The organism is Isoptericola hypogeus (genome assembly GCF_039531145.1).
GTDB lineage: Bacteria > Actinomycetota > Actinomycetes > Actinomycetales > Cellulomonadaceae > Isoptericola > Isoptericola hypogeus.
In genome coordinates, this window is the sequence record NZ_BAAAPM010000003.1 from 1,209,823 (window position 1) to 1,230,657 (window position 20,835).

Consider the following 20,835-nt stretch of genomic DNA (forward strand, 5'->3'; position numbering starts at 1 on the left):
CGTCGATCGACGGTCGGGGCCGCAGGCGTCCCGGTCGCAGGAGGTCAGCCGCTGATGACCTGGGGCACGGCCACGGACTTCAGCCCCTCGATACCGAACTCGAGCCCGTACCCGGACCCCTTGACGCCGCCGAACGGCACCATGGGGTGCAGCCCGCCGTGCCCGTTGATCCAGACCGTGCCCGCCTGCAGCCGCGCCGCGACCTCGCGCGCCGCGTCCCGGTCGGCCGACCAGACCGACGCGCCCAGGCCGGCGTCGAGCCGGTTCGCGGAGGCGACGGCGTCGTCCACGTCCGAGTAGCGGATCACCGGCAGCGCCGGGCCGAACTGCTCCTCGTCGACCAGCGGCACCCCGTCGGCGACGTCCGCGACGATCGTGGCCCGGTAGAACAGCGGGCCGAGCTCGGGCGCGGGCCCGCCGCCGGCGACCACGCGACCGCCCCGTTCCCTGGCGTCGTCGACCAGGCTGCGCACGATGTCGTACTGCTGGGCGTTCTGCAGCGGGCCGAGCACGTTGTCCTCGTCCAGGCCGTTCCCCATCGGCGTGCCCTCCGCGAGGGCGGCGAGCTCCGCGACGACGTCCTCGTAGATCTCGTCGTGCACGTACAGGCGCTTCAGCGCCGCGCAGGTCTGGCCGGTGTTGATGAACGCGCCCCAGAACAGGTCCTGGGCGATCGCCTTCGGGTCGGTCCCCGGCAGGACGATGCCGGCGTCGTTGCCGCCCAGCTCGAGCGTCAGGCGGGCGAGGTTGCCGGCCGACGCCTCGACGATCTTGCGGCCGGTCGCCGTCGACCCGGTGAACATGACCTTGTCCACGTCCGGGTGGGCGGCCAGCCCGGCGCCGACCTCGCGCTCGCCCGAGACGGCGGCCAGCACGCCGTCCGGCAGCACGTCGTTCAGCACCGCGGCCATCGCGAGCACGCTCAGCGGGGTGTGCTCGCTCGGCTTCACCACCACCGTGTTGCCCATGCGCAGCGACGGGGCGATCTGCCAGATGCCGATCATCAGCGGCCAGTTCCACGGGCCGATCGCGCCGACGACGCCCACCGGCCGGTACACCAGCTCGGCGTGGCCGGTCTCGTCGTCGACGAGAATCTCCGGCTCCAGGGGCGTGGTCGCGGCGGCCCGGAGCCAGGTGGCGCAGGCGCCGACCTCGAACCGGGCGTTCGGGCCGTTCAGCGGCTTGCCCTGCTCGCGCGACAGCAGCCGCGCGAGCGGCTCGGCGTGCGCCTCGATCGCGTCGGCGGCCTCGAGCAGCAACGCGCTGCGCCGCTCGTGCCCGAGCCCGGCCCACGCCGGCTGGGCCGCCTTCGCGGCCGCGACGGCGGCGTCGAGGTCCGCGGCAGTGTGGACCGGGGCGTGCCCGACCACCTCGCGCGTGGCGGCGTCGAGGATCTCCCGGCCCTGGCCCGCAGGGGCCTGGACGCGGTCGAGCAAAGGGCTCTCGTCGAGCAGCTGGGTGGGTCCGGACATCGGCGTCTCCCTCGGTCGTGCCGCGCGGCACGCCACCGTGCCGCTCATCCGCCCATTCTCGGGAGGGACGACGGCGTGCCGCTTGTCCCGCAGCGCACCGTCGATGTCCCAGCGGGAACGGTCGCCGCTCCCGGCGCTCCGTCAGGTGCCTGCCGGGACCGGCGCCTCGGCCAGCACCCCGTCGAGCCACTCGACGGCCGCCTCGGCCGCCTCGACGGGCCCGCCGGCGTCGTGCCTGCCGTACTCGCCGAACCGCTCGGCCCCGCAGGCCGCGAGCGCCTCGTCGACGAGCTCGCTGCCGCGCGAGTAGGTCCGGGTGTAGCTGCGGTCGCCCATGCCGAAGACGGCGTACCGGAGCCCCGTGAGGTCGGGCCGACGCTCGAGCAGCGCCCGGTGGAACGGCCGCGCCGAGGTCGGCACCTCGCCGTCGCCGTAGGTGGAGCACACGACGACGTGGACGCGGGCGACGTCGAGGTCCGCCGGGTCCAGGCCGGCGAGGTCGCGCACCTCGACGTCGTCCCCGAGCCGGTGCCGCAGGTCGTCGGCGACCATCTCCGCCCCGCCCGACTCCGTGCCGAACAGCACCGTCACGGGGCCGGCGGCGCGCGCGTGCGCCCGCTCCCCGTCCTCGACGGGCGGCAGGTCGAGGCCGTGGTCGCGGGCCGCGGCGAGCAGCTCCGCGCGGGTGCGCAGCTTGGCGCGCTCGCGCCCCGGCGCCGCGCCGAGCCGCTCGCGCAGGTCGATGCGGCGCCAGCCGTCGAAGTCGGTCGCGCCGGCGCGGGGCGCCAGCCCCGGCCGGGCGGGCCGATCACCGGCGGCCCTGAGGTCGTCGGCGATGGTGCGGGCCAGCTCCCGCGCGTGGTTCCGCTGGTCGGGGATGGTGCCGCGCGGCCCCGTGCGCAGCCAGCCGGCCGCGTACAGGCCCGGGGCGACCCGCCCGTCCGGGTGCGCGCCGGGCTCGACGGCGCCGCCCGCGGCGGGGACGAACCCGACGGCCGTGACGACGTCGTCCGCGCGCAGCGTGACCGCGCCCGCCGGGCCGCGGAACCGGATCGAGAGCCGGCCGCCGACCTCCTCCACGGCCTCCGGCGTCAGGCCGAACCACCACTCGACGCGCACGCGCGCGGCCTCGCCGTCGGAGCCACCGGTCGTTCCCCCGCCGACGAGATCGCGCACCGCGTCCAGGCGCGCGTCCTTCCCCGGGAGGACGGTGTCCAGGTCGGCGCCGTGGACGACGTGCTCGACGCCCGCGAGCGCCGCGATCTCGCGCACCATGACCGGGTCGAACTTCGCCGCCGCCGGTGCGGAACGGCCCACGACGTGCACGGTGCGGACACCGCCCACCAGGCGGTCCCGGGTCGCGTCGTCGAGGTCGGTGCCGTCGAGGTCCTCCGCGCGGCGGGCGACCAGCCGCACCACGTCCATCGCCACGTTCCCGTGCCCGACCACCACGACCTCCTCGCCGAGGGCGGGCACGTCCGCCTCGTCGGGGTGACCGTTGAGCAGGCGGGTCAGGCGGCCGGCCCCGTGCACGCGAGGGTGCTCCGCACCGGGCACCGGCAGCGGCGCGTCCGCGTGCACGCCGGTGGCGAGCACGACCGCGTCGTACGCGTCGCGCAGCTCGTCGAGGCCCACGTGGGTGCCGAGGCGGGTGTTGCCGCGGAACGCCACGGCGGGGTCGGCGAACAGCCGGTCGAACTGGCGCGCGACGGACTTCGTGCCCTGGTGGTCGGCGGCGACGCCGTACCGCACCAGCCCGTACGGCACGGGCAGGTCGTCGAGGACGTCGAGCGCGACGCCCGGCAGCGCGCGGCGCAGCGCCTGGGCGGTGAAGCACCCCGCCGGGCCCGCGCCCACGATCGCGATGCGGCCCGCCGGCTCGTCGACGGGGCGCGGCCCCGCCGCGGTCACCGTCGCGGCCTCGGTCGGGACGCCCTCGCTCGCCGACGCGGTGTCCCAACGGACCGGCATGTGCGTCATGCCGCGGAACACCCACCCGCCGATCTCCGCCGGGTCCTCGGGCACCAGGTCGAGGCCGCGCAGCCGCTCGAACAGCCGCGGGAGCCCGACGGCGGCGACCTCGGCCTTCGCCACCCACGCGCCCAGGCACACGTGCACGCCCTTGCTGAAGGCCAGGTGCGGCTTGACCTCGCGCCGCACGTCGAACGCGGCCGCGTCGGACCAGACCGACCCGTCCCGGTTGGCCGACAGCACGCAGATGCCGAGCCGGGCGCCCGCGGGCAGGTGCACCCCGGCGAGGTCGACATCCCGCGTCGTCTGGCGCGAGTACAGGCCGATCGGCGCGATCCAGCGGAGCGCCTCGTCGAAGACGGCGGGCCACAGCGCCGGGTCGGCCTCGACGGCGGCACGCTGCTCCGGGTGGGTGAGCAGGGCCCAGGCCGCGACGCCGAGCGCGTCGCGCGGCTCGTTCAGGCCGCCCCCGATCGTCATCTTGATGTTGGCGCGCACCTTCTCCAGCGGCATCTCGTAGTCGGGGATACGGAGCAGGGACGACAGGAGGCTGTGGTCCGGGTGGTCGGCGTGCCAGCGCAGCATCTCGTCGAGGGCGACGTCGACCTCGTCGAACGAGCGCTCGCCCTCGGCCCAGACGTCGGCGTCGTCGGCGTAGTTGCCGGTGGCGTTGATGAGCGTCTGCGACCAGCGCTGCATGTCCTCCTGCGTGGCGTTGTACAGGCCGAGGATCTCGCGCAGGTTCTCGGCAGCGTACGGCGCGGCGAAGTCCCAGATCAGGTCGGCGCCCGGTCCCTTGGCGACCATGTCGTCGAGGAGACGCGCCGCGTTGCGCTCGAACACCCCGGTCCACGTGCGCTTGACGGCGCCGGGTCGCAGGACCGGCTGCCACGCCTTGCGCTCCAGGTAGTGCTCGGGGTCGTCGCGCCGCAGCATCGAGTGCCCCATGGCGCGGATCTGCAGCGATCCCTCCTCGTTCGCCGAGAAGGTCTCCTGGTCCATCTCGGTCGCGTGCACGGCCTCGTACGACGTGACCAGGTAGCGCCCCACCTGCGGCACCCAGTGGACGCCGCCCTCCGCGCGCAGCCGGTCGTAGATCGGGAACGGATCGCGGTGCAGGTCGGGGATGGTCACCCAGTCGGCGACGGGGGCTTGCTCGGCCATGACGACTTCCTCGTGGTCAGGAGTGGGCGCCGGCGGTGGCGCTGTCCCGAGTATGGGGACACCCCCTACCCTGGGAAAAGCGGTTTGATCCGCACAACAACTTCGACTGATCCGAGGAAGCATGGTCGACGACGCCCCCGACTTCACGCTGCGGCAGCTGTCCTACCTGGTCACCGCCGCCGACGAGGGCACCATCGCCGCGGCCGCGGCACGGCTCCACGTGTCGCCCTCGGCCGTCTCGGACGCCATCACCGCGCTCGAGCGCGTCCTGGGCGGCCGCCTGACCGTGCGCCGTCGCGCGCACGGCCTCACCCTCACCGGCGCGGGCTCGCGCGTCGTGGCGCAGGCCCGCCCGCTGCTGGCCGCGTCGCGGGAGCTCTCGCTGTCGCTGCGCAGCGCGGGCGACGAGCTCGTCGGGCCGATCACGATCGGCTGCTACCCGACGCTCGCCCCGACCGTCCTGCCGCCCCTGCTGCACGACTTCGGCGAGGCGCACCCGCGCGTCGACCTCCAGACCCTGGAGGCCACGCACGACCAGCTCGAGGGGCGCATCGAGACCGGCGAGGTCGACGTCGCCTTCGTCTATGACACGCTCATCCCCGGGCACCCGCGCCGGGAGAAGTTGTTCGAGCTGCCCGCGCACGTGCTCGTGGCGGGCGACGACCCGCTCGCCCGCGAGCCGGCCGTGCGGCTCGAGGACGTCGTCGAACGGGACCTCATCCTCCTGGACGCCCCGCCGTCCAGCGAGCACACGCTGTCGCTGTTCGCCGCGCGGGGGCTCGCTCCGCGCGTGCGGCACCGGACCACGAGCTACGAGGCGGTGCGCACGCTCGTGGGGCGCGGGCTCGGCTACGGGATCCTCGTGCAGCGGCCCGTCAACCCGGCGAGCTACGAGGGCTACCCTGTCGCGATGAAGGAGATCACCCCCGCCGTCCCGCCCGTGGGGATCGACGTGATCTGGTCCGCGACGCAGCAGCCCCCGGCCCGGGTGCGCGCCCTCGTCGAGTTCGCCCGCTCCATCCGCTGGCCGGCACCGGAGACGGCGTGAGCGCCCTGGTGTGGGGCGTCAAGGCCTCGCTGCTGGCCTACGTGCGCGGCATGCCGGACGGCCGCGTCGAGGCGTCGGGCGGCGCCACCGAGACCCCGGACGGGTTCGCGTTCCCCGCCCACGGCGAGGAGCGCGGCGGGGTGCTGGGCTTCCACGGATCGGTGACGCTCACGGGGCACGGCGGCATGATGCGGGTCGTGCTCGCCGACCCCCGGCTCGTCCCCGCCGCGCCGGGATGGGAGCTGACGGTCCGCGACGACGAGGACCCGTCCGGCCGGCTGCGGTTCGCGACCGTCGAGGCGTTCGAGCCCGACGACGGCGGCGTCCGCCGGGCAGCCGGCACCCGGCTCACCGCCGAAGGCGCCGACCTGTTCTTCGGCCCGTACACCGAGGGCACTCCCCTGGACGACCCCCGCGTCGAGCCCTGACGCGCCCCGCGACGTCGTCGCGGCCCGACGACGCTCATGTCAGCGATCCCTTGACAATGGCTCGTGCGCGCCCTTGACTAAGTACCGGCATGTTACGAATTCCTCGAGCCGAAGGCTCTGAGGAGCACGGAACGGGACAAGGGCGTCAGCATGCACGAACCGAACTTCGTCGTCGTCGTGACGGACGACCAGGGGGCATGGGCCCGCGGGCGGCTGATGCCCGAGCTGATCACGCCGACCCTGGACCACCTCGGCCGCACCGGCCTCGAGCTGGAGAACTTCTTCTGCGCGTCGCCCGTCTGCTCGCCGGCGCGCGCCTCCCTCCTCACCGGGAGGATGCCCTCCGCGCACGGCGTACACGACTGGATCCGCAGCGAGAACAGCGGCGTGGACACGTCAGGGGTGCGGTACCTCGACGGGCTGACGACCACGCCGGAGGTGCTCGCGGCGCACGGTTACGCGTGCGGGTACTCGGGCAAGTGGCACCTGGGCGACGCCCGCACCCCGGCCCCGGGCTTCGACGAGTGGTTCGCCCACCGCGACGGCGGCGGGCCGTACTACGGCGCGCCGGTCGTGGAGCGCGGCATCGAACGAACCGAACCCGGCTATGTCACCGACGCGATCACCGACCACGCCGTGGATGCGCTGCGTCGACTGTCCGCGGGGGACGCACCGTTCTATCTGCAGGTCGCGTACACGGCACCCCACACCCCATGGACCGAGGACAACCACCCGGCCGAGCTCCTGGACCTGTACGAAGGCTGCGACTTCCGCAGCGTCCCCCGCGAAGGGCCACACCCGTGGTTCACGCACGACGACCCGGAGCTCAGCGCCGCGCAGTCGGACCCGGCGCCTGCGCTGCGCGGCTACTGCGCCGCGCTCACCGCCGTCGACCGGGGCGTGGCACGTCTGCTGGACGTCCTCGACGAGGCCGACGTCCGCGCCTCCACGTACGTCGTCTTCACCTCCGACAACGGGTTCAGCTGCGGCCACCACGGCTACTGGGGCAAGGGCAACGGGACCCGGCCCCTCAACGTGTGGGACCCCTCCATCCGGGTGCCGTTCGTCATCAACCGACCCGGCACCATCGCCCCCGCGCTTGACGACACCCCGACCAGCGCGGTGTCCCTGCACCCGACCCTTCTCGACCTCGCAGGCGTACCCGTGCCGAGGGACGATCTCGCGGCCGGGGAGTCGTTCGCCCCCCGCGTCCTCGGTACGGAACCCGCGCCCGAGGCTCCGGCGCAGGTCGTCGTCCACGACGAGTACGGCGGCACCCGCATGATCCGCACCCGCACGCACAAGTACGTGTGGCGGTACGACGGACCCGCCGAGCTCTACGACCTCGTCACCGATCCCGGCGAACAGCACAACCTGGCCGACGACCCCACGCACGGCGGGGTCCGAGGCACGCTGCACGCGCGGCTGCTGGACTGGTTCGCCCGGCGTACGACCCCCGACAGGGACGCGCTCATGCGAGCTGTCACCGGCTGGGGCCAGGACGCACCGGTGCAGCGCGGGCTCGACGACCGGCGGACCTATGCGACCAGCGGGCCAGTACCCGCGGCCCGTCCGGAGGCACGGCCGTGAGCGAAGCCAGGGCCACCGCTCCCCTGACCCAGTCGGACGTCAAGCGGCACAACGCCTCCCTGGTGATGCGCGGGATCCGCGACCACCCCGGGACCACCCGCACGGGGCTGGCTGCGACGCTCGGGGTCACGAAAGTCGGAATCGCCCGTCACATCGACGCACTGACCGCCGCAGGCCTGGTGCAGGAGGACGTCGCCCGGGCGCACGGGCGCGGCCGTCCAGGGCTGCGCCTCCGCCTGACCAAGGAGCAGTTCTACGTGCTCGGGTACGACCTGCGGATCGACCGGCACACCGAGATCGTGTGTGACCTGGCTGGCGGAGAGCGGCGGCGGGCGACGCTGCCGCGGGCTCCGCGTGCCCGCCTGGAGCGTCTCGTGCAGAGCGTCGCACAGCGGGTGCACCAGGCCCTCGACAGCGAACCGGGACGGCTCTGCGGCATCGCCGTCAGCCTGCCCGCGCGGTTCTCCGACGACTGGGACGCCGTCACGCAGTCCGTGTTCGAGGGCCCACCCGACTATCCGATACTGGCGGAGCTCCGAGCGGCGATCGGCACGGACGTTCCCGTCACGATGACGGACATCCCCTCCGCCGCGTCGCTCGCCCACAGCCGCGTGTCCGGACGCGGGAACCTGATGCACATCCAGATCGGCACCAGCGCGGGCCTCGCCGTCACCGACGACGCGCGGGCGTGGCACCACCAGCGACAACGTTCGCTCGCCCTGGGCGACATGCCGATCGAGCTCGACGGGCTGCCGTGCCCGTGCGGCAGCCGGGGCTGTGCGGACACCCGGATCGGCTTCCGCGCGTTGGCAGACCGGGTCACGGCGCGGGGGCTCCCGCTACCGCCGGCCGGCGCCGACGACATCCAGGCTGCAGCCGCACTGATCGCCGACGCCTGCGCCCGGGAGGTGCCCGGCATCGCCGGCGCGGTCGCCACCTGCGCTCGGTGGACGGCCCTCGCCACGGCGCAGGTCGTCCTCCTTCGCAGCCCCGGCGCGCTCACCCTGGGCGGATACCCGCAGGCCCTCGGCGACCATTTCCTGCAACCGTTCGTCCGCGAGCTCGACCAGCTCGTCCCTGGCAGCGGCGACCTCCTCGTGCAGTCCGGGCTGGGCGACGATGCCTCCACGCTGGGCGCCGCCCTCGTCGCCGCCGAGCCTTTGTTCGACGATCCACTGTCCATCGCCGGGCGCGCCGTGGCCGGCGCCGATCCCCTCTCCGGGCAAGAAGTCCGCAACGTCGTCCCGTAGCCGCACACCGTCAGGAGTCGTCGCCATGGCATCATCCCGTCCCCGAGCCCGACGCGCTCGCGCCCGGCTGCTGGCCGCCACCCTCGCCTGGACCGTCGCCACGACCGGCCTGTCGCTGCTCGGGCCGACCGCCCGTGGCGACGACGCCACCCCCGACGAGGCGCAGGCGGCCGTCATCTACTCCGACGAGCTCCGGGTGACCGTGGCCGACGACTTTCCCCGGGTGGTCCGCTACGTGACACCGTCGGGCGACTCGCTCGACGGACGAACGGGACCGCTCGGCTCGGTGGTCCTCAACGGTGTCGCGCACGACGTCACCGTCTCCCGCTTCACGGCCTCCACCTCGGCCGCCGAGCACACGCTGACCTTCGCGGACCTGCCCAACGTCGAGATCGACACGAAGATCTCGGTCTCCGGCAGCGTCGTGACGTTCGCCGTCACGGCGATCCGCGACACCGACGGCTTCCGGGTGCGCACGCTCGACATCCCCGACCACGACCTGGTGTCCGTGTCCAGCACGGCCACCGGCGCGGACTACGCGTTCGCGAGGGTCGACGTCGACCGCTCGCGAACCGGAGACACGTTCGGCGACCTGTCCGCCGATACCCCCGTGGACGCGGCCCCCGTGGGCTCGGCCTACGCCATCGTGAGCACCGACGCCCTCGCCGCGTCGATCGAGACCAACGGCACCTACGACAGGCCCAGCGCCGCACAGGCGAAGGACAACGCACGCCTGTTGCACCAGGTCCGCGCCGACGGTGACGACCGTCGCCTCGCGGTGTGGGGCGGACAATGGACGTACCGCGGCGAGGGGGCGCAGCAGTCGTCCGACCTGCCCTGGGCCAAGGTCGTCGTCACCGGCGACGCCAACGGCGACGACGAGGTTGACTGGCAGGACGGGGCCGTGGCGTTCCGCACGATCGCGGTGAACCCCGCCGGGGCGGACCAGACCCAGGACCGGGTGATCGAGCACATCCCGCACAACTTCGCGAGCCTCGCCGCGCACCCCTTCCTGCGCACGCTGGACGACGTCAAGCGTCTGTCGCTTGCCACCGACGGCCTGGGCCAGCTCGCCATCCTCAAGGGCTACCAGGCCGAGGGCCACGACTCGGCGCACCCCGACTACGGCGGCAACTACAACGAACGGGCCGGCGGCCTGACGGACCTCAACACGCTGCTGAGCAAGGGTGCGGACTGGAACGCCGACTTCGGCGTGCACGTCAACACCACGGAGGCGTACCCGCACGCCAAGGCGTTCGACGAGCAGCTGGTGAACAAGAATTCCAAGGCGTGGAACTGGCTCAACCAGAGCTACTCCATCGACCAGCGGCGCGACCTGAACTCCGGCGACCTGCTCAGCCGTTTCCAGCAGCTGCGCGACGAGACCCACCGCAACCTGCAGTTCCTCTACGTCGACGTCTACTACGGCCACGGCTGGCTCCCGGACGAGATGAACCGGAAGCTGCGCGAGCAGGGCTGGCAGGTCGGCACCGAATGGGCCGACAAGATGGAACGGGACTCGCTGTGGTCCCACTGGGCCAACGACGAGGACTACGGCGGGCAGAGCAACAAGGGCATCAACAGCCAGGTCATCCGGTTCATCCGCAACGGCCAGAAGGACGTGTGGAACCCCGACCCGATCCTCGGCACGTCCCACATCGTCGAGGCGGAGGGCTGGGTCGGCAAGAACGACTGGAACGCCCTGATGCGCAACGTGTGGAGCAACCAGCTTCCGGTGAAGTTCCTGCAGCACTTCGACATCATGCGGTGGGAACCGCAACGCATCGACTTCACCGAGGACGTCCACGGCACGAGCACCGGGGACGTGCGGCAGGTCTTCGTGGGCGGTGCCAAGGTCCTCGACGGGGACGCCTACCTGCTGCCGTGGAACGCCGACGCGGACGGCTCACCCCTCGACGGCGACAAGCTGTACCACTACAACGACGACGGCGGCACGGCCACGTTCGGGCTGCCGGCCGGCCTGGCCGGCTCCACGCGGTTCACCCTGTGGAAGCTCGGCGAGCAGGGCCGCACCAAGGTCGGCACGGTCCGCCCCGTGAACGGCGAGGTGACCCTGACCGCCGAACCCCGCACCGCCTACCTGCTCACCCCGACGAAGCCCCGCTGGCAGAGGCCCGACCCGCGATGGGGCGAGGGCACCCCGATCACCGACCCGGGGTTCAACGGTCGCAACCTCGACGCCTGGTCGCCCACCGGGGAAGCCACGCTCGCCACGACCGCCAAGGGCGCTCACGTCGCCGAGCTCGGCGCCGGGCCGTCGTCGCTGACACAGAAGATCGGCCCGCTCGCTCCCGGCACCACCTACGCGGTCTCGGCCTGGGTGCAGGTCCAGCCCGGACACAGCCGGCCCGTCACCCTGTCCGCCACCGGCCCCCGGAGCGAAGCCGCCTCGGCCACGATCGAGAGGTCGCCGCTGGTCAACTACGCCTTCTCCGACGAGAAGCGGGAGACCACGTTCCAGCGGCTGCGGGTGCTGTTCACCCCGGCCACCACCAAGGCTCACCTGACCGTCGCGGCCGCCGACGGCGACGCACGGGTACTCGTCGATGACGTTCGGGTCGTCGCCACGACCGAACGCCCGGCAACCGGCGACGTGCTCGCCCGGCAGGACTTCGAAGACGTCGACCAGGGGTGGCTGCCGTTCGTCGCCGGACCGGGGCAGCGACCGGGCGGCGGGCACACCAGCCTCGTCAACCGCAACGCGCCCTACACGCAGGCCGGCTGGAACGGGAAGCTGATCGACGACGCTCTGAGCGGCACCTGGTCGCTCAAGGCCCATGAGGAACGGCTCGGTCTCGTCTACCGGACGTGGCAGGGCACCGTCCCGTTGAAGCCCGCGCACCGCTACCGCGTCGAGTTCGACTATCAGAACGCGATCGCCGGCGCGTACTCGTGGGTCACGGGGGTGGACCAAGCCGTGGAGGACGGCGCCGAGGCGCGCGAGCTCACCTCCGAGCCGTTCGCCGAGCAGCGCACCACAGGGAGATACCGCGCGGAGGTCGTGACCGGTGACTGCGGCGACCCGTTCGTCGGGCTCCGGCGCAACGCCGTCGGCGGCGCCGAGGCCGACTTCGTGCTGGATGACGTCGTGGTCACCGACCTGGGGCCGGCACCGGAGCCCGGCGCGTGCGCCTCGGTGGCGATCGACGACGGCACGGAGATCGTCGCCGGCGAGCCGGACCGGGTCAGCACCACGTTCACCAACCTCGAGACGGGCCACGCCACGGAGGTCGTGCAGGCGCTGGAGCTGCCCGACGGCTGGCATGCCGTACCCACCTCCGCCGCGTCGTTCGACTCGGTCCCGCCCGGCGGATCGGTGTCCACGAGCTGGGCAGTCACCGCACCTGCCGACACTCCGCCGGGCCGCAACGACGTGACGGTCAACGCGGCCTACCGGACCGGCGGCGCGGACCGCGCCGTCTCCGCCCGGGCGGTGGTGACCACCGTGGAGCCCGGGAAGATTCCCCAGTCCCGGCTGAGCATCCACTCCGCCGACAGCGTCGAGACCGCGGGTGAGGACGGGGCGGCCGTCAACGCGATCGACGGGAACCCCAGAACGTACTGGCACACCGAGTGGTCTCGGGGCACCCCTCCGTACCCGCACCACATCTCCCTGGACCTCGGGGGCACGTACGACGTCACCGGGCTGGACTACCTCCCTCGCCAGGTGGGCGGCAACGACAAGATCGGTGGATACCAGGTCTTCGTCAGCGCCGACGGGGACGACTGGGGCTCACCCGTCGCCTCCGGGACCTTCGCCGGCACGACGGCGCTCAAGCACGTGGACTTCCCGGCGACCCCGGGGCGCTTCGTCAAGCTGGTCGGCACGTCCGGTGCAGGTACGGCCAAGGCCGCCGCGGCCGCGGAGCTGAACGTGTGGGGAACGCGAACCGACGGATGACGCGTGCGGGGCGGGCGCCGCAGCGCCCGCCCCGCACGTCCGTGCGGGGTCGGCCGTCAGGCCCGCCGCACCCCGTAGATCGGGCTCTCGGCCTGCGCGGCCTCCGCCGCGGCGTCCGTCCCGAGCGGGATGTTCGTGCGGTCGCGCAGCAGCAGCGTCGCGGCGAACGCGAGCAGCATGATGCCCGCCATGTACCAGGCGACGGACCACGAGGTCCCCGTCACCTGCACGAGCCACGCCGAGATCAGCGGCGCGAACGCCCCGCCGAGGATGGCGCCGATCGCGTAGGCGATCGAGACGCCGGAGTAGCGGATCGACGCCGGGAACAGCTCGGTGAAGTACGCGGCCTGGGGGCCGTACGTGAAGCCGTTGCCGATGGTGAACAGCGCGATGCCGAGGAAGAACAGCCACGCGCTGCCGGTCTCGACCATCGGGAAGAGCAGCCACACGGTGACCAGGAAGACGACCCACCCGATGATGTACGTGTTCCGGCGCCCGATGCGGTCGGAGACCCGGGCCCCGAGCCACGTGAAGAGCAGCCAGACGGCGGCGGACCCGGCGACGGCGAGCAGCACGGGCGTGCGGTCCATGCCGACGTGCCCGCCCTCGGCGAGCGGCGTGGTGGCGTAGTTCTGCAGGAACCCGCCCGTGGTCATGTACCCGGCCGCGTTGTTCCCGGCGAAGGTGAGGGCCGCGAGGATCACGAGCAGCCAGTGCTTGCGGAACAGCTCGACGATCGGCATCCGGCTGCGCTCGCGCTTGACGGCCAGCTCGGTGAAGACCGGGCTCTCCTCGACCTTGCGGCGCACGACCATGCCGACCACGACGAGCACGAAGCTCAGCAGGAACGGGATGCGCCAGCCCCACTCGACGAACGCGTCGCCGGGCGAGATCACGCCGGTCATGAGGGCGAGCACGCCGGACGCCAGCAACATGCCCAGCGGCACGCCCATCTGCGGGAAGGCGCCCATGCGCCCGCGCCTGCCGGTCGGCGCGTGCTCGACGGCCATGAGCACGGCGCCGCCCCACTCGCCGCCGGTCGACAGCCCCTGCAGGATGCGGAGGAGGACCAGCAGGATCGGCGCGGCGATCCCGATCTGCGCGTAGGTGGGCAGGAGGCCGATGAGCGTCGTGGCCACACCCATGAGGATCAGCGTGATGACCAGCATGGCCTTGCGGCCGAGCTTGTCGCCGAAGTGGCCGGCGAGGAACGCGCCGAGCGGCCGGAAGAGGAAGCTGATGCCGACGGTGGCGAACGACAGCAGCGTCGCGACGGACGCCCCGGCGGGCTCGAAGAACAGCGCGCCGAACACGAGGCCGGCGGCGTTGGCGTACAGGAAGAAGTCGTACCACTCGATGGTGGTACCGATGACGGTCGCGAACGCGACGCGCCGAAGCTCGCGACGTTCGGTGTCGCTGGGGATGGCTGCCGTGCCAACGGTCATGGCGGTCGACCTCTCTGTCAGTCCGCGGTGGATGTGACAGGATCGTATATCATCTGGAATACGACACGACAGGGGGTACCCGTGGTCACCGACGACCAGCGTCCCGGCAAGATCATCGCCGTCCATCTCAACTACCCGTCCCGCGCGGCGCAGCGGGGGCGGACGCCGAGCCAGCCGTCCTACTTCCTCAAGCCCGCGTCGTCGCTCGCCGGGACCGGCGGCACGATCGAGCGCCCCCTCGGCACCGAGCTCCTCGCCTTCGAGGGCGAGGTCGCGATCCGCGTCGGCACCCCCGCCCGCTGGGTCTCCCCCGACGACGGCTGGTCGCACGTCGACGCCGTCACCGCGGCGAACGACTTCGGCCTCTACGACCTGCGCGCCGCCGACAAGGGCTCCAACCTGCGCAACAAGGGCGGCGACGGCTACACGCCGCTCGGGCCGCGGTGGATCCCGGCGTCCGACGTCGACCCGGCCGGCCTGCGCGTGCGCACCTGGGTGGACGGCGAGCTCGTCCAGGACGACTCCACCGGCACGCTGCTCTTCGACCTCGGCCGCCTCGTCGCCGACCTGTCCCAGCACCTCACGCTCGAGGCCGGCGACGTCATCCTCACCGGTACGCCGGCGGGTTCGTCGGTCGTCGAGCCCGGCCAGGTCGTCGAGGTCGAGGTGGACGCCCCCGAGGCGCCCGGCGCGCCGTCGAGCGGACGCCTGGTCACCACCGTGACCGCGGGCACGCGGGCGTTCGGCGACTTCGGCTCCAGGCCCGCCGTCGACGACACGCAGCGCGCCGAGGCCTGGGGCACGCCGGCGCCCGCGCCTGAGCCGGTCGAGACCCCGCCGGTCGAGCCTGTCGAGACCCGGGTTTCGACAAGCTCAACCAGCGGGTTCGAGCTCACCGACGCCCACCGCGAGCGGTTCGCGGCCGTCGCCGTCGCCACGCTCTCGGCCGCGCTGCGCAAGCGCGGCCACACGGACGTCTTCGTCGAGGGCGTGCACGGCAACCATCCCGGCGACCGGTTCGTCGGCACCGCCCGCACGCTGCGGCTGATCCCGTTCCGCCCGGACCTGTTCGCCTCCCACGGCGGCGGCTTCAACGCCCAGAAGCGCGCGTTCGACGCCGTCGGGCCGGGCGAGGTGATCGTCGTCGAGGCGCGCGGCGAGCGCGGCACCGGCACCGTCGGCGACGTGCTGGCCCTGCGCGCGAAGGTCCGCGGCGCCGCGGCGATCGTCACCGACGGCGGGGTCCGCGATGCCGACGCGGTCGCAGAGATCGGCATCCCGGTGTTCTCCGCCGGCCCGCACCCCTCGGTCCTCGGCCGCCGGCACGTGCCGTGGGAGACGGACGTGACCGTCGCCTGCGGCGGCGCGGCCGTGCAGCCGGGCGACGTCCTCGTCGGCGACGGCGACGGCGTCCTCGTCATCCCGCCCGCCCTCGTCGAGGAGGTCCTCGCGGACGCCGAGGAGCAGGAGGCCGCCGACGCGTGGGTCGCGCAGCAGGTCGCGGCGGGCGCGCCCGTCGACGGGCTGTTCCCCATGAACGCCGAGTGGCGGGCCCGCTACGAGCGCGAGACCGGCGCGTCATGAGCGTGACGGTCACGTTGAGCAAGTCGCAGCGCGCCTATGCGTTCCTGCGCGAGCGGATCGAGGACGGCCGCTACGTGCCGGGGTACCGGCTGGTGCTGGGCCAGATCGCGGGCGAGCTCGACATGTCCGTGGTCCCCGTGCGCGAGGCGATCCGCCGCCTCGAGGCGGAGGGCCTGGTGACGTTCGAGCGCAACGTCGGCGCCCAGGTCGCGCTCATCAAGGAGACCGAGTACCAGCACACGATGGAGACGCTGGCGCTGGTCGAGGGCTTCGCCACCGCGCTCTCCGCCCCGCACCTGACGCCCGCGCAGCTCGACACGGCCCGGGCGGTCAACGAGCGGATGCGTGGCTGCCTGGACGACTTCGACCCGCACCGCTTCACCGAGCTCAACCTCGAGTTCCACGCGGTGCTGTTCGAGCCGTGCCCCAACCCGCACGTGCTCGACCTCGTCCACCGCGGCTGGCGCCGCATGACCGTGCTGCGCGACTCGTCGTTCTCGTTCGTGCCCGGCCGGGCGCGCGAGTCCGTCGCGGAGCACGACCGGATCCTCGACCTGATCACCGACCTGCAGGCGGGCCGCACCGGGGCCACCGACCTCGAGCTCGCCGCCCGCCGCCACCGCACCGCCACCCTCGACGCCGTGCTCGCCTACCAGGCGGCGCACCGCCCCGCCCCACCCACGGAGGACCAGCGATGACCACCCAGACCCACCGTCCCGACGGGCTCCCGGACCGCATCCGCCACTACATCGACGGCGCGTTCGTCGACTCCGTCGGCGGCGAGACCTTCGACGTGCTGGACCCGGTGAGCAACGAGACCTACGTCCAGGCCGCCGCCGGCCAGCAGGCCGACGTCGACGCCGCCGTCGCCGCCGCCCGCCGCGCGTTCACCGAGGGCCCGTGGCCGACGATGCTGCCGCGCGAGCGCTCGCGCGTGCTGCACCGGATCGCCGACCTCGTGGAGTCCCGCGACGCCCGGCTGGCCGAGCTGGAGAGCTTCGACTCCGGCCTGCCGATCACGCAGGCGCTCGGCCAGGCGCGCCGCGCCGCCGAGAACTTCCGCTTCTTCGCGGACCTGATCGTGGCGCAGGCCGACGACACCTACAAGGTGCCCGGCCGCCAGATCAACTACGTCAACCGCAAGCCGATCGGTGTCGCCGGCCTCATCACGCCGTGGAACACGCCGTTCATGCTCGAGTCGTGGAAGCTCGCGCCCGCGATCGCCACCGGCAACACCGTGGTGCTCAAGCCGGCCGAGTTCACGCCGCTGTCGGCGTCGCTGTGGGCCGGCATCTTCGAGGAGGCCGGGCTGCCGCAGGGCGTCTTCAACCTCGTCAACGGCCTCGGCGAGGAGGCCGGCGACGCCCTGGTGAAGCACCCCGACGTGCCGCTCATCTCGTTCACCGGCGAGAGCAGCACGGGCCAGCTGATCTTCGGCAACGCCGCCCCGCACCTCAAGGGCCTCTCGATGGAGCTCGGCGGCAAGTCCCCCGCCGTCGTCTTCGCCGACGCCGACCTGGACGCCGCCGTCGACGCGACGATCTTCGGCGTCTTCTCCCTCAACGGCGAGCGCTGCACCGCCGGCTCCCGCATCCTCGTGGAGCGCGCGGTGTACGACGAGTTCGTCGAGCGGTACGCGGCCCAGGCGAAGCGCGTGCGCGTCGGTTACCCGCACGAGAAGTCCACCGAGGTGGGCGCCCTCGTGCACCCCGAGCACTTCGAGAAGGTCATGAGCTACGTCGAGCTCGGCAAGACGGAAGGCCGGCTGGTGGCCGGTGGCGGCCGCCCCGAGGGGTTCGAGACGGGCAACTTCGTCGCCCCCACCGTGTTCGCCGACGTGAAGCCGGACGCCCGCATCTTCACCGAGGAGATCTTCGGGCCGGTCGTGGCGATCACGCCGTTCGACACCGAGGCCGAGGCGCTCGAGCTCGCCAACGGCGTGAAGTACGGGCTGGCCGCGTACATCTGGACCAACGACCTCAAGCGGGCGCACAACTTCTCGCAGGCCGTCGAGGCCGGCATGGTCTGGCTGAACTCGAACAACGTGCGCGACCTGCGCACCCCGTTCGGCGGCGTCAAGGCCTCCGGCCTCGGGCACGAGGGCGGCTACCGCTCGATCGACTTCTACACCGACCAGCAGGCCGTGCACATCACGCTCGGCAAGGTCCACAACCCCACGTTCGGCAAGAACTGAGACCGGCAAGGACGCCTGACATGACGCACCTCGACGACCGCACCCTCACCTCCTCGGGCTTCTACGTCTCGCAGGAGGCCCCGATCCACTCCGACAACCCGGTCCCGACGCCGCAGGCGGCGCCGCCGGACATCCTGCGCTGCGCCTACATGGAGCTCGTCGTCACGGACCTCGCCGCCTCCCGCGCGTTCTACGTCGACGTGCTCGGCCTGTACGTCACCACGGAGGACGAGCGCAGCGTCTACCTGCGCTCCACCGAGGAGTTCATCCACCACAACCTGGTGCTGCGCCAGGGCCCGGTCGCGGCCGTCGCCGCGTTCAGCTACCGGGTGCGCACGCCCGAGGACCTCGACGCGGCCGTCGCGTTCTACACCGAGCTCGGCTGCGAGGTGCGCCGCAACCCGGACGGCTTCACCCAGGGCATCGGCGACTCGGTGCGCGTGGTCGACCCGCTCGGCTTCCCGTACGAGTTCTTCTACGCCACCACGCACGTCGAGCGGCTGTCGTGGCGCTACGACCTGCACACGCCCGGCGAGCTGGTGCGCCTGGACCACTTCAACCAGGTGACTCCGGACGTGCCGCGCGCCGTGAAGTTCATGCAGGACCTGGGCTTCCGCGTCACGGAGGACATCCAGGACGACGAGGGCACCGTCTACGCCGCGTGGATGCGCCGCAAGCCCACGGTGCACGACACCGCGATGACCGGCGGAGACGGCCCCCGCATGCACCACGTGGCGTTCTCGACCCACGAGAAGCACAACATCCTCGCGATCTGCGACAAGCTCGGCGCCCTGCGCCGGTCGGACTGCATCGAGCGCGGCCCGGGCCGGCACGGCGTGTCGAACGCCTTCTACCTGTACCTGCGCGACCCGGACGGCCACCGCGTCGAGATCTACACGCAGGACTACTACACCGGCGACCCGGACAACCCGGTGGTCACCTGGGACGTGCACGACAACCAGCGCCGCGACTGGTGGGGCAACCCCGTCGTGCCGAGCTGGTACACGGAGGCCTCGCTCGTGCTCGACCTCGACGGCAACCCGCAGCCCGTCGTCGCCCGCACCGACGAGTCCGAGATGGAGGTGACCGTCGGCGCCGACGGGTTCTCCTACACGCGCAAGGGCGACACCGAGCAGGGCTTCAAGCTGGGGGCGACCCTGTGAGCGACGCCCCCCGCGGACCCGCGCCGGACGGCGAGCGCACCCTGGACGACGACGCCGTCGTCGCCATCGCGGACGAGCTCGCGGAGGCCGACCGCAGCCGCACCCCCGTGCCGCTGCTCACCGCCCGGCACGACGGCATGACCGTCGCCGACGCGTACGCCGTCCAGCGCACGTGGCGCGACCGCGGCGTCGCGCGGGGGCGACGCGTCGTCGGGCACAAGATCGGGCTGACGTCGAAGGCCATGCAGGCCGCGACCGGCATCACCGAGCCGGACTACGGCGTCATCTTCGACGACATGGTGCTCGAGTCCGGGAGCGTCGTGGAGCACGCGGCGTTCTCGAACGTGCGCGTCGAGGTCGAGCTGGCGTTCGTCCTCGCCGAGCCCCTCGCCGGCCCGGGGATCACCGTGACCGACGTGCTGCGCGCGACTGACCGCGTCGTTCCGGCGCTGGAGATCCTCGACGCGCGCGTCGAGATGCCCGGCCGCACCATCGTCGACACCATCAGCGACAACGCGGCGATGGGCGCGATGGTCCTCGGCGGCCGCCCGGTGCGGCCCGACGACGTGGACCTGCGCTGGGTGTCCGCGCTGCTGTACCGGAACGAGACGATCGAGGAGACCGGCGTCGCGGCAGGCGTGCTCGGGCACCCGGCCCAGGGCGTGGCGTGGCTGGCGAACAAGCTCGCCGCGCACGGCGACTCGCTCGCCGCCGGAGAGACCATCCTGTCCGGGTCGTTCACCCGCCCCACGTGGGTGCACCCCGGCGACACCGTGCACGCCGACTACGGGACCCTGGGGGCCGTGACATGCCGCTTCGCCTGAGCACCGACCGGTCCCTCGCCGCGCTGCTGGCCGCGGCCGCCGACGAGGAGGGCCGCCCGCTCGTCGGGGCGTGGTCCTCCATGGGCAGCCCGGTGGCCGCCGAGATCCTCGCCGGCAGCGGCCTGGACGTCGTGCTGGTCGACGGCGAGCACGGGCCCAACGACCTCACCTCGATCCTCGCCCAGCTGCAGGCCACGGCCGCGTACCCGGTCGCGACGCTGGTGCGGGTGCCGTCCGGCGACCCGGTGGGGCTCAAGCGGATCCTCGACCTCGGCGCGACGAACGTGCTCGTGCCGATGGTCGACTCCGCCGCGCAGGCCGCCGACGCCGTCCGCGCGGTCCGCTACCCGCCGGCGGGGATCCGAGGCGTCGGCAGCGCGCTGGCCCGGTCGTCGCGGTGGAGCAGGGTGCCGGGCTATCTCGACGGCGCGGACGAGGGGATCACGCTCGTCGTGCAGCTTGAGACCCGCGCCGCGATCGACGACGCCGAAGCCATCGCGGGCACGGACGGCGTGGGCGCCGTCCTGGTCGGCCCTGCCGACCTCGCCGCGTCGCTCGGGCACCTCGGGCAGCAGGACCACCCCGAGGTCGTGGCCGCCGTCCTGGGCGCGATCGACGCCTGCCGCCGGGCGGGCACGCCCGTCGGCGTCAACGCCTTCGACCCGGCCATGGCCGACCGGTACCTCGAGGCCGGCGCGGCGTACGTCGTCGTCGGCTCCGACGTCACGCTCGTCGCCCGCGGCGCGGAGTCCCTCGCGGACCGCCTCCGCCGCTGACCCG

General features: G+C 73.0%; 14 protein-coding genes. 11 read left to right on the plus strand and 3 right to left on the minus strand.

Annotated elements, in window-relative coordinates:
- Window positions 1–44: 44 nt before the first annotated feature.
- Complete coding sequence (locus ABD254_RS07720) at window positions 45–1,472, minus strand: aldehyde dehydrogenase family protein (RefSeq protein WP_344247238.1); 1,428 nt, start codon at window positions 1,470–1,472, stop codon at window positions 45–47.
- 141 nt (window positions 1,473–1,613) lie between these two features.
- A complete protein-coding gene (locus tag ABD254_RS07725; RefSeq protein ID WP_344247240.1) occupies window positions 1,614–4,607 on the minus strand; it encodes a cytochrome P450 in 2,994 nt (997 codons plus the stop codon).
- 121 nt (window positions 4,608–4,728) lie between these two features.
- Here ABD254_RS07725 and ABD254_RS07730 point away from each other — a divergent pair, with 121 nt between their 5' ends.
- The 5 genes from ABD254_RS07730 to ABD254_RS07750 all read left to right on the plus strand — a co-directional run bounded on the left by ABD254_RS07730 (window position 4,729) and on the right by ABD254_RS07750 (window position 12,845).
- Window positions 4,729–5,655, plus strand: coding sequence for a LysR family transcriptional regulator (locus ABD254_RS07730; protein ID WP_344247242.1), 927 nt, complete (start codon window positions 4,729–4,731; stop codon window positions 5,653–5,655).
- Entirely contained in the window at window positions 5,652–6,083 is a 432-nt protein-coding gene (locus ABD254_RS07735; RefSeq protein ID WP_344247244.1) for an HtaA domain-containing protein, read from the plus strand. Before ABD254_RS07730 ends, ABD254_RS07735 begins: the two co-directional genes overlap by 4 nt.
- 150 nt (window positions 6,084–6,233) lie before the next feature.
- Window positions 6,234–7,673: a sulfatase-like hydrolase/transferase gene (locus ABD254_RS07740; RefSeq protein WP_344247246.1), complete on the plus strand. Its 1,440-nt coding sequence runs from the start codon at window positions 6,234–6,236 to the stop codon at window positions 7,671–7,673.
- On the plus strand, window positions 7,670–8,923 hold the full coding sequence (locus ABD254_RS07745) for an ROK family transcriptional regulator (protein WP_344247248.1): 1,254 nt from the start codon (window positions 7,670–7,672) through the stop codon (window positions 8,921–8,923). Before ABD254_RS07740 ends, ABD254_RS07745 begins: the two co-directional genes overlap by 4 nt.
- Window positions 8,924–8,948: 25 nt before the next feature.
- Window positions 8,949–12,845 carry an endo-alpha-N-acetylgalactosaminidase family protein gene (locus ABD254_RS07750; protein WP_344247250.1) on the plus strand — a complete coding sequence of 1,299 codons (3,897 nt, stop codon included), beginning with the start codon at window positions 8,949–8,951 and terminating at the stop codon, window positions 12,843–12,845.
- A 56-nt stretch (window positions 12,846–12,901) separates the two neighbouring features.
- Here ABD254_RS07750 and ABD254_RS07755 read toward each other — a convergent pair whose 3' ends face one another.
- Window positions 12,902–14,290, minus strand: coding sequence for an MFS transporter (locus ABD254_RS07755; RefSeq protein WP_344247252.1), 1,389 nt, complete (start codon window positions 14,288–14,290; stop codon window positions 12,902–12,904).
- A gap of 81 nt (window positions 14,291–14,371) precedes the next feature.
- Between ABD254_RS07755 and ABD254_RS07760 the strand changes: the two genes are divergently transcribed.
- The 6 genes from ABD254_RS07760 to ABD254_RS07785 are packed head-to-tail and all read left to right on the plus strand — an operon-like array spanning window position 14,372 to window position 20,831.
- Entirely contained in the window at window positions 14,372–15,874 is a 1,503-nt protein-coding gene (locus ABD254_RS07760; RefSeq protein ID WP_344247254.1) for a fumarylacetoacetate hydrolase family protein, read from the plus strand.
- Complete coding sequence (locus ABD254_RS07765; RefSeq protein ID WP_344247256.1) at window positions 15,871–16,572, plus strand: GntR family transcriptional regulator; 702 nt, start codon at window positions 15,871–15,873, stop codon at window positions 16,570–16,572. The genes ABD254_RS07760 and ABD254_RS07765 overlap by 4 nt, the downstream gene beginning before the upstream one ends.
- Window positions 16,569–18,068 (plus strand): 5-carboxymethyl-2-hydroxymuconate semialdehyde dehydrogenase, encoded by a 1,500-nt coding sequence (gene hpaE / locus ABD254_RS07770; protein WP_344247258.1) that lies wholly within the window; start codon window positions 16,569–16,571, stop codon window positions 18,066–18,068. The genes ABD254_RS07765 and hpaE overlap by 4 nt, the downstream gene beginning before the upstream one ends.
- A 20-nt stretch (window positions 18,069–18,088) precedes the next feature.
- Entirely contained in the window at window positions 18,089–19,231 is a 1,143-nt protein-coding gene (gene hpaD, locus ABD254_RS07775; RefSeq protein WP_344247260.1) for a 3,4-dihydroxyphenylacetate 2,3-dioxygenase, read from the plus strand.
- A 41-nt stretch (window positions 19,232–19,272) separates the two neighbouring features.
- Entirely contained in the window at window positions 19,273–20,055 is a 783-nt protein-coding gene (gene hpaH, locus ABD254_RS07780) for a 2-oxo-hept-4-ene-1,7-dioate hydratase (RefSeq protein ID WP_344248519.1), read from the plus strand.
- Window positions 20,040–20,831 (plus strand): HpcH/HpaI aldolase family protein, encoded by a 792-nt coding sequence (locus ABD254_RS07785; RefSeq protein WP_344247262.1) that lies wholly within the window; start codon window positions 20,040–20,042, stop codon window positions 20,829–20,831. Before hpaH ends, ABD254_RS07785 begins: the two co-directional genes overlap by 16 nt.
- Window positions 20,832–20,835: the final 4 nt, after the last annotated feature.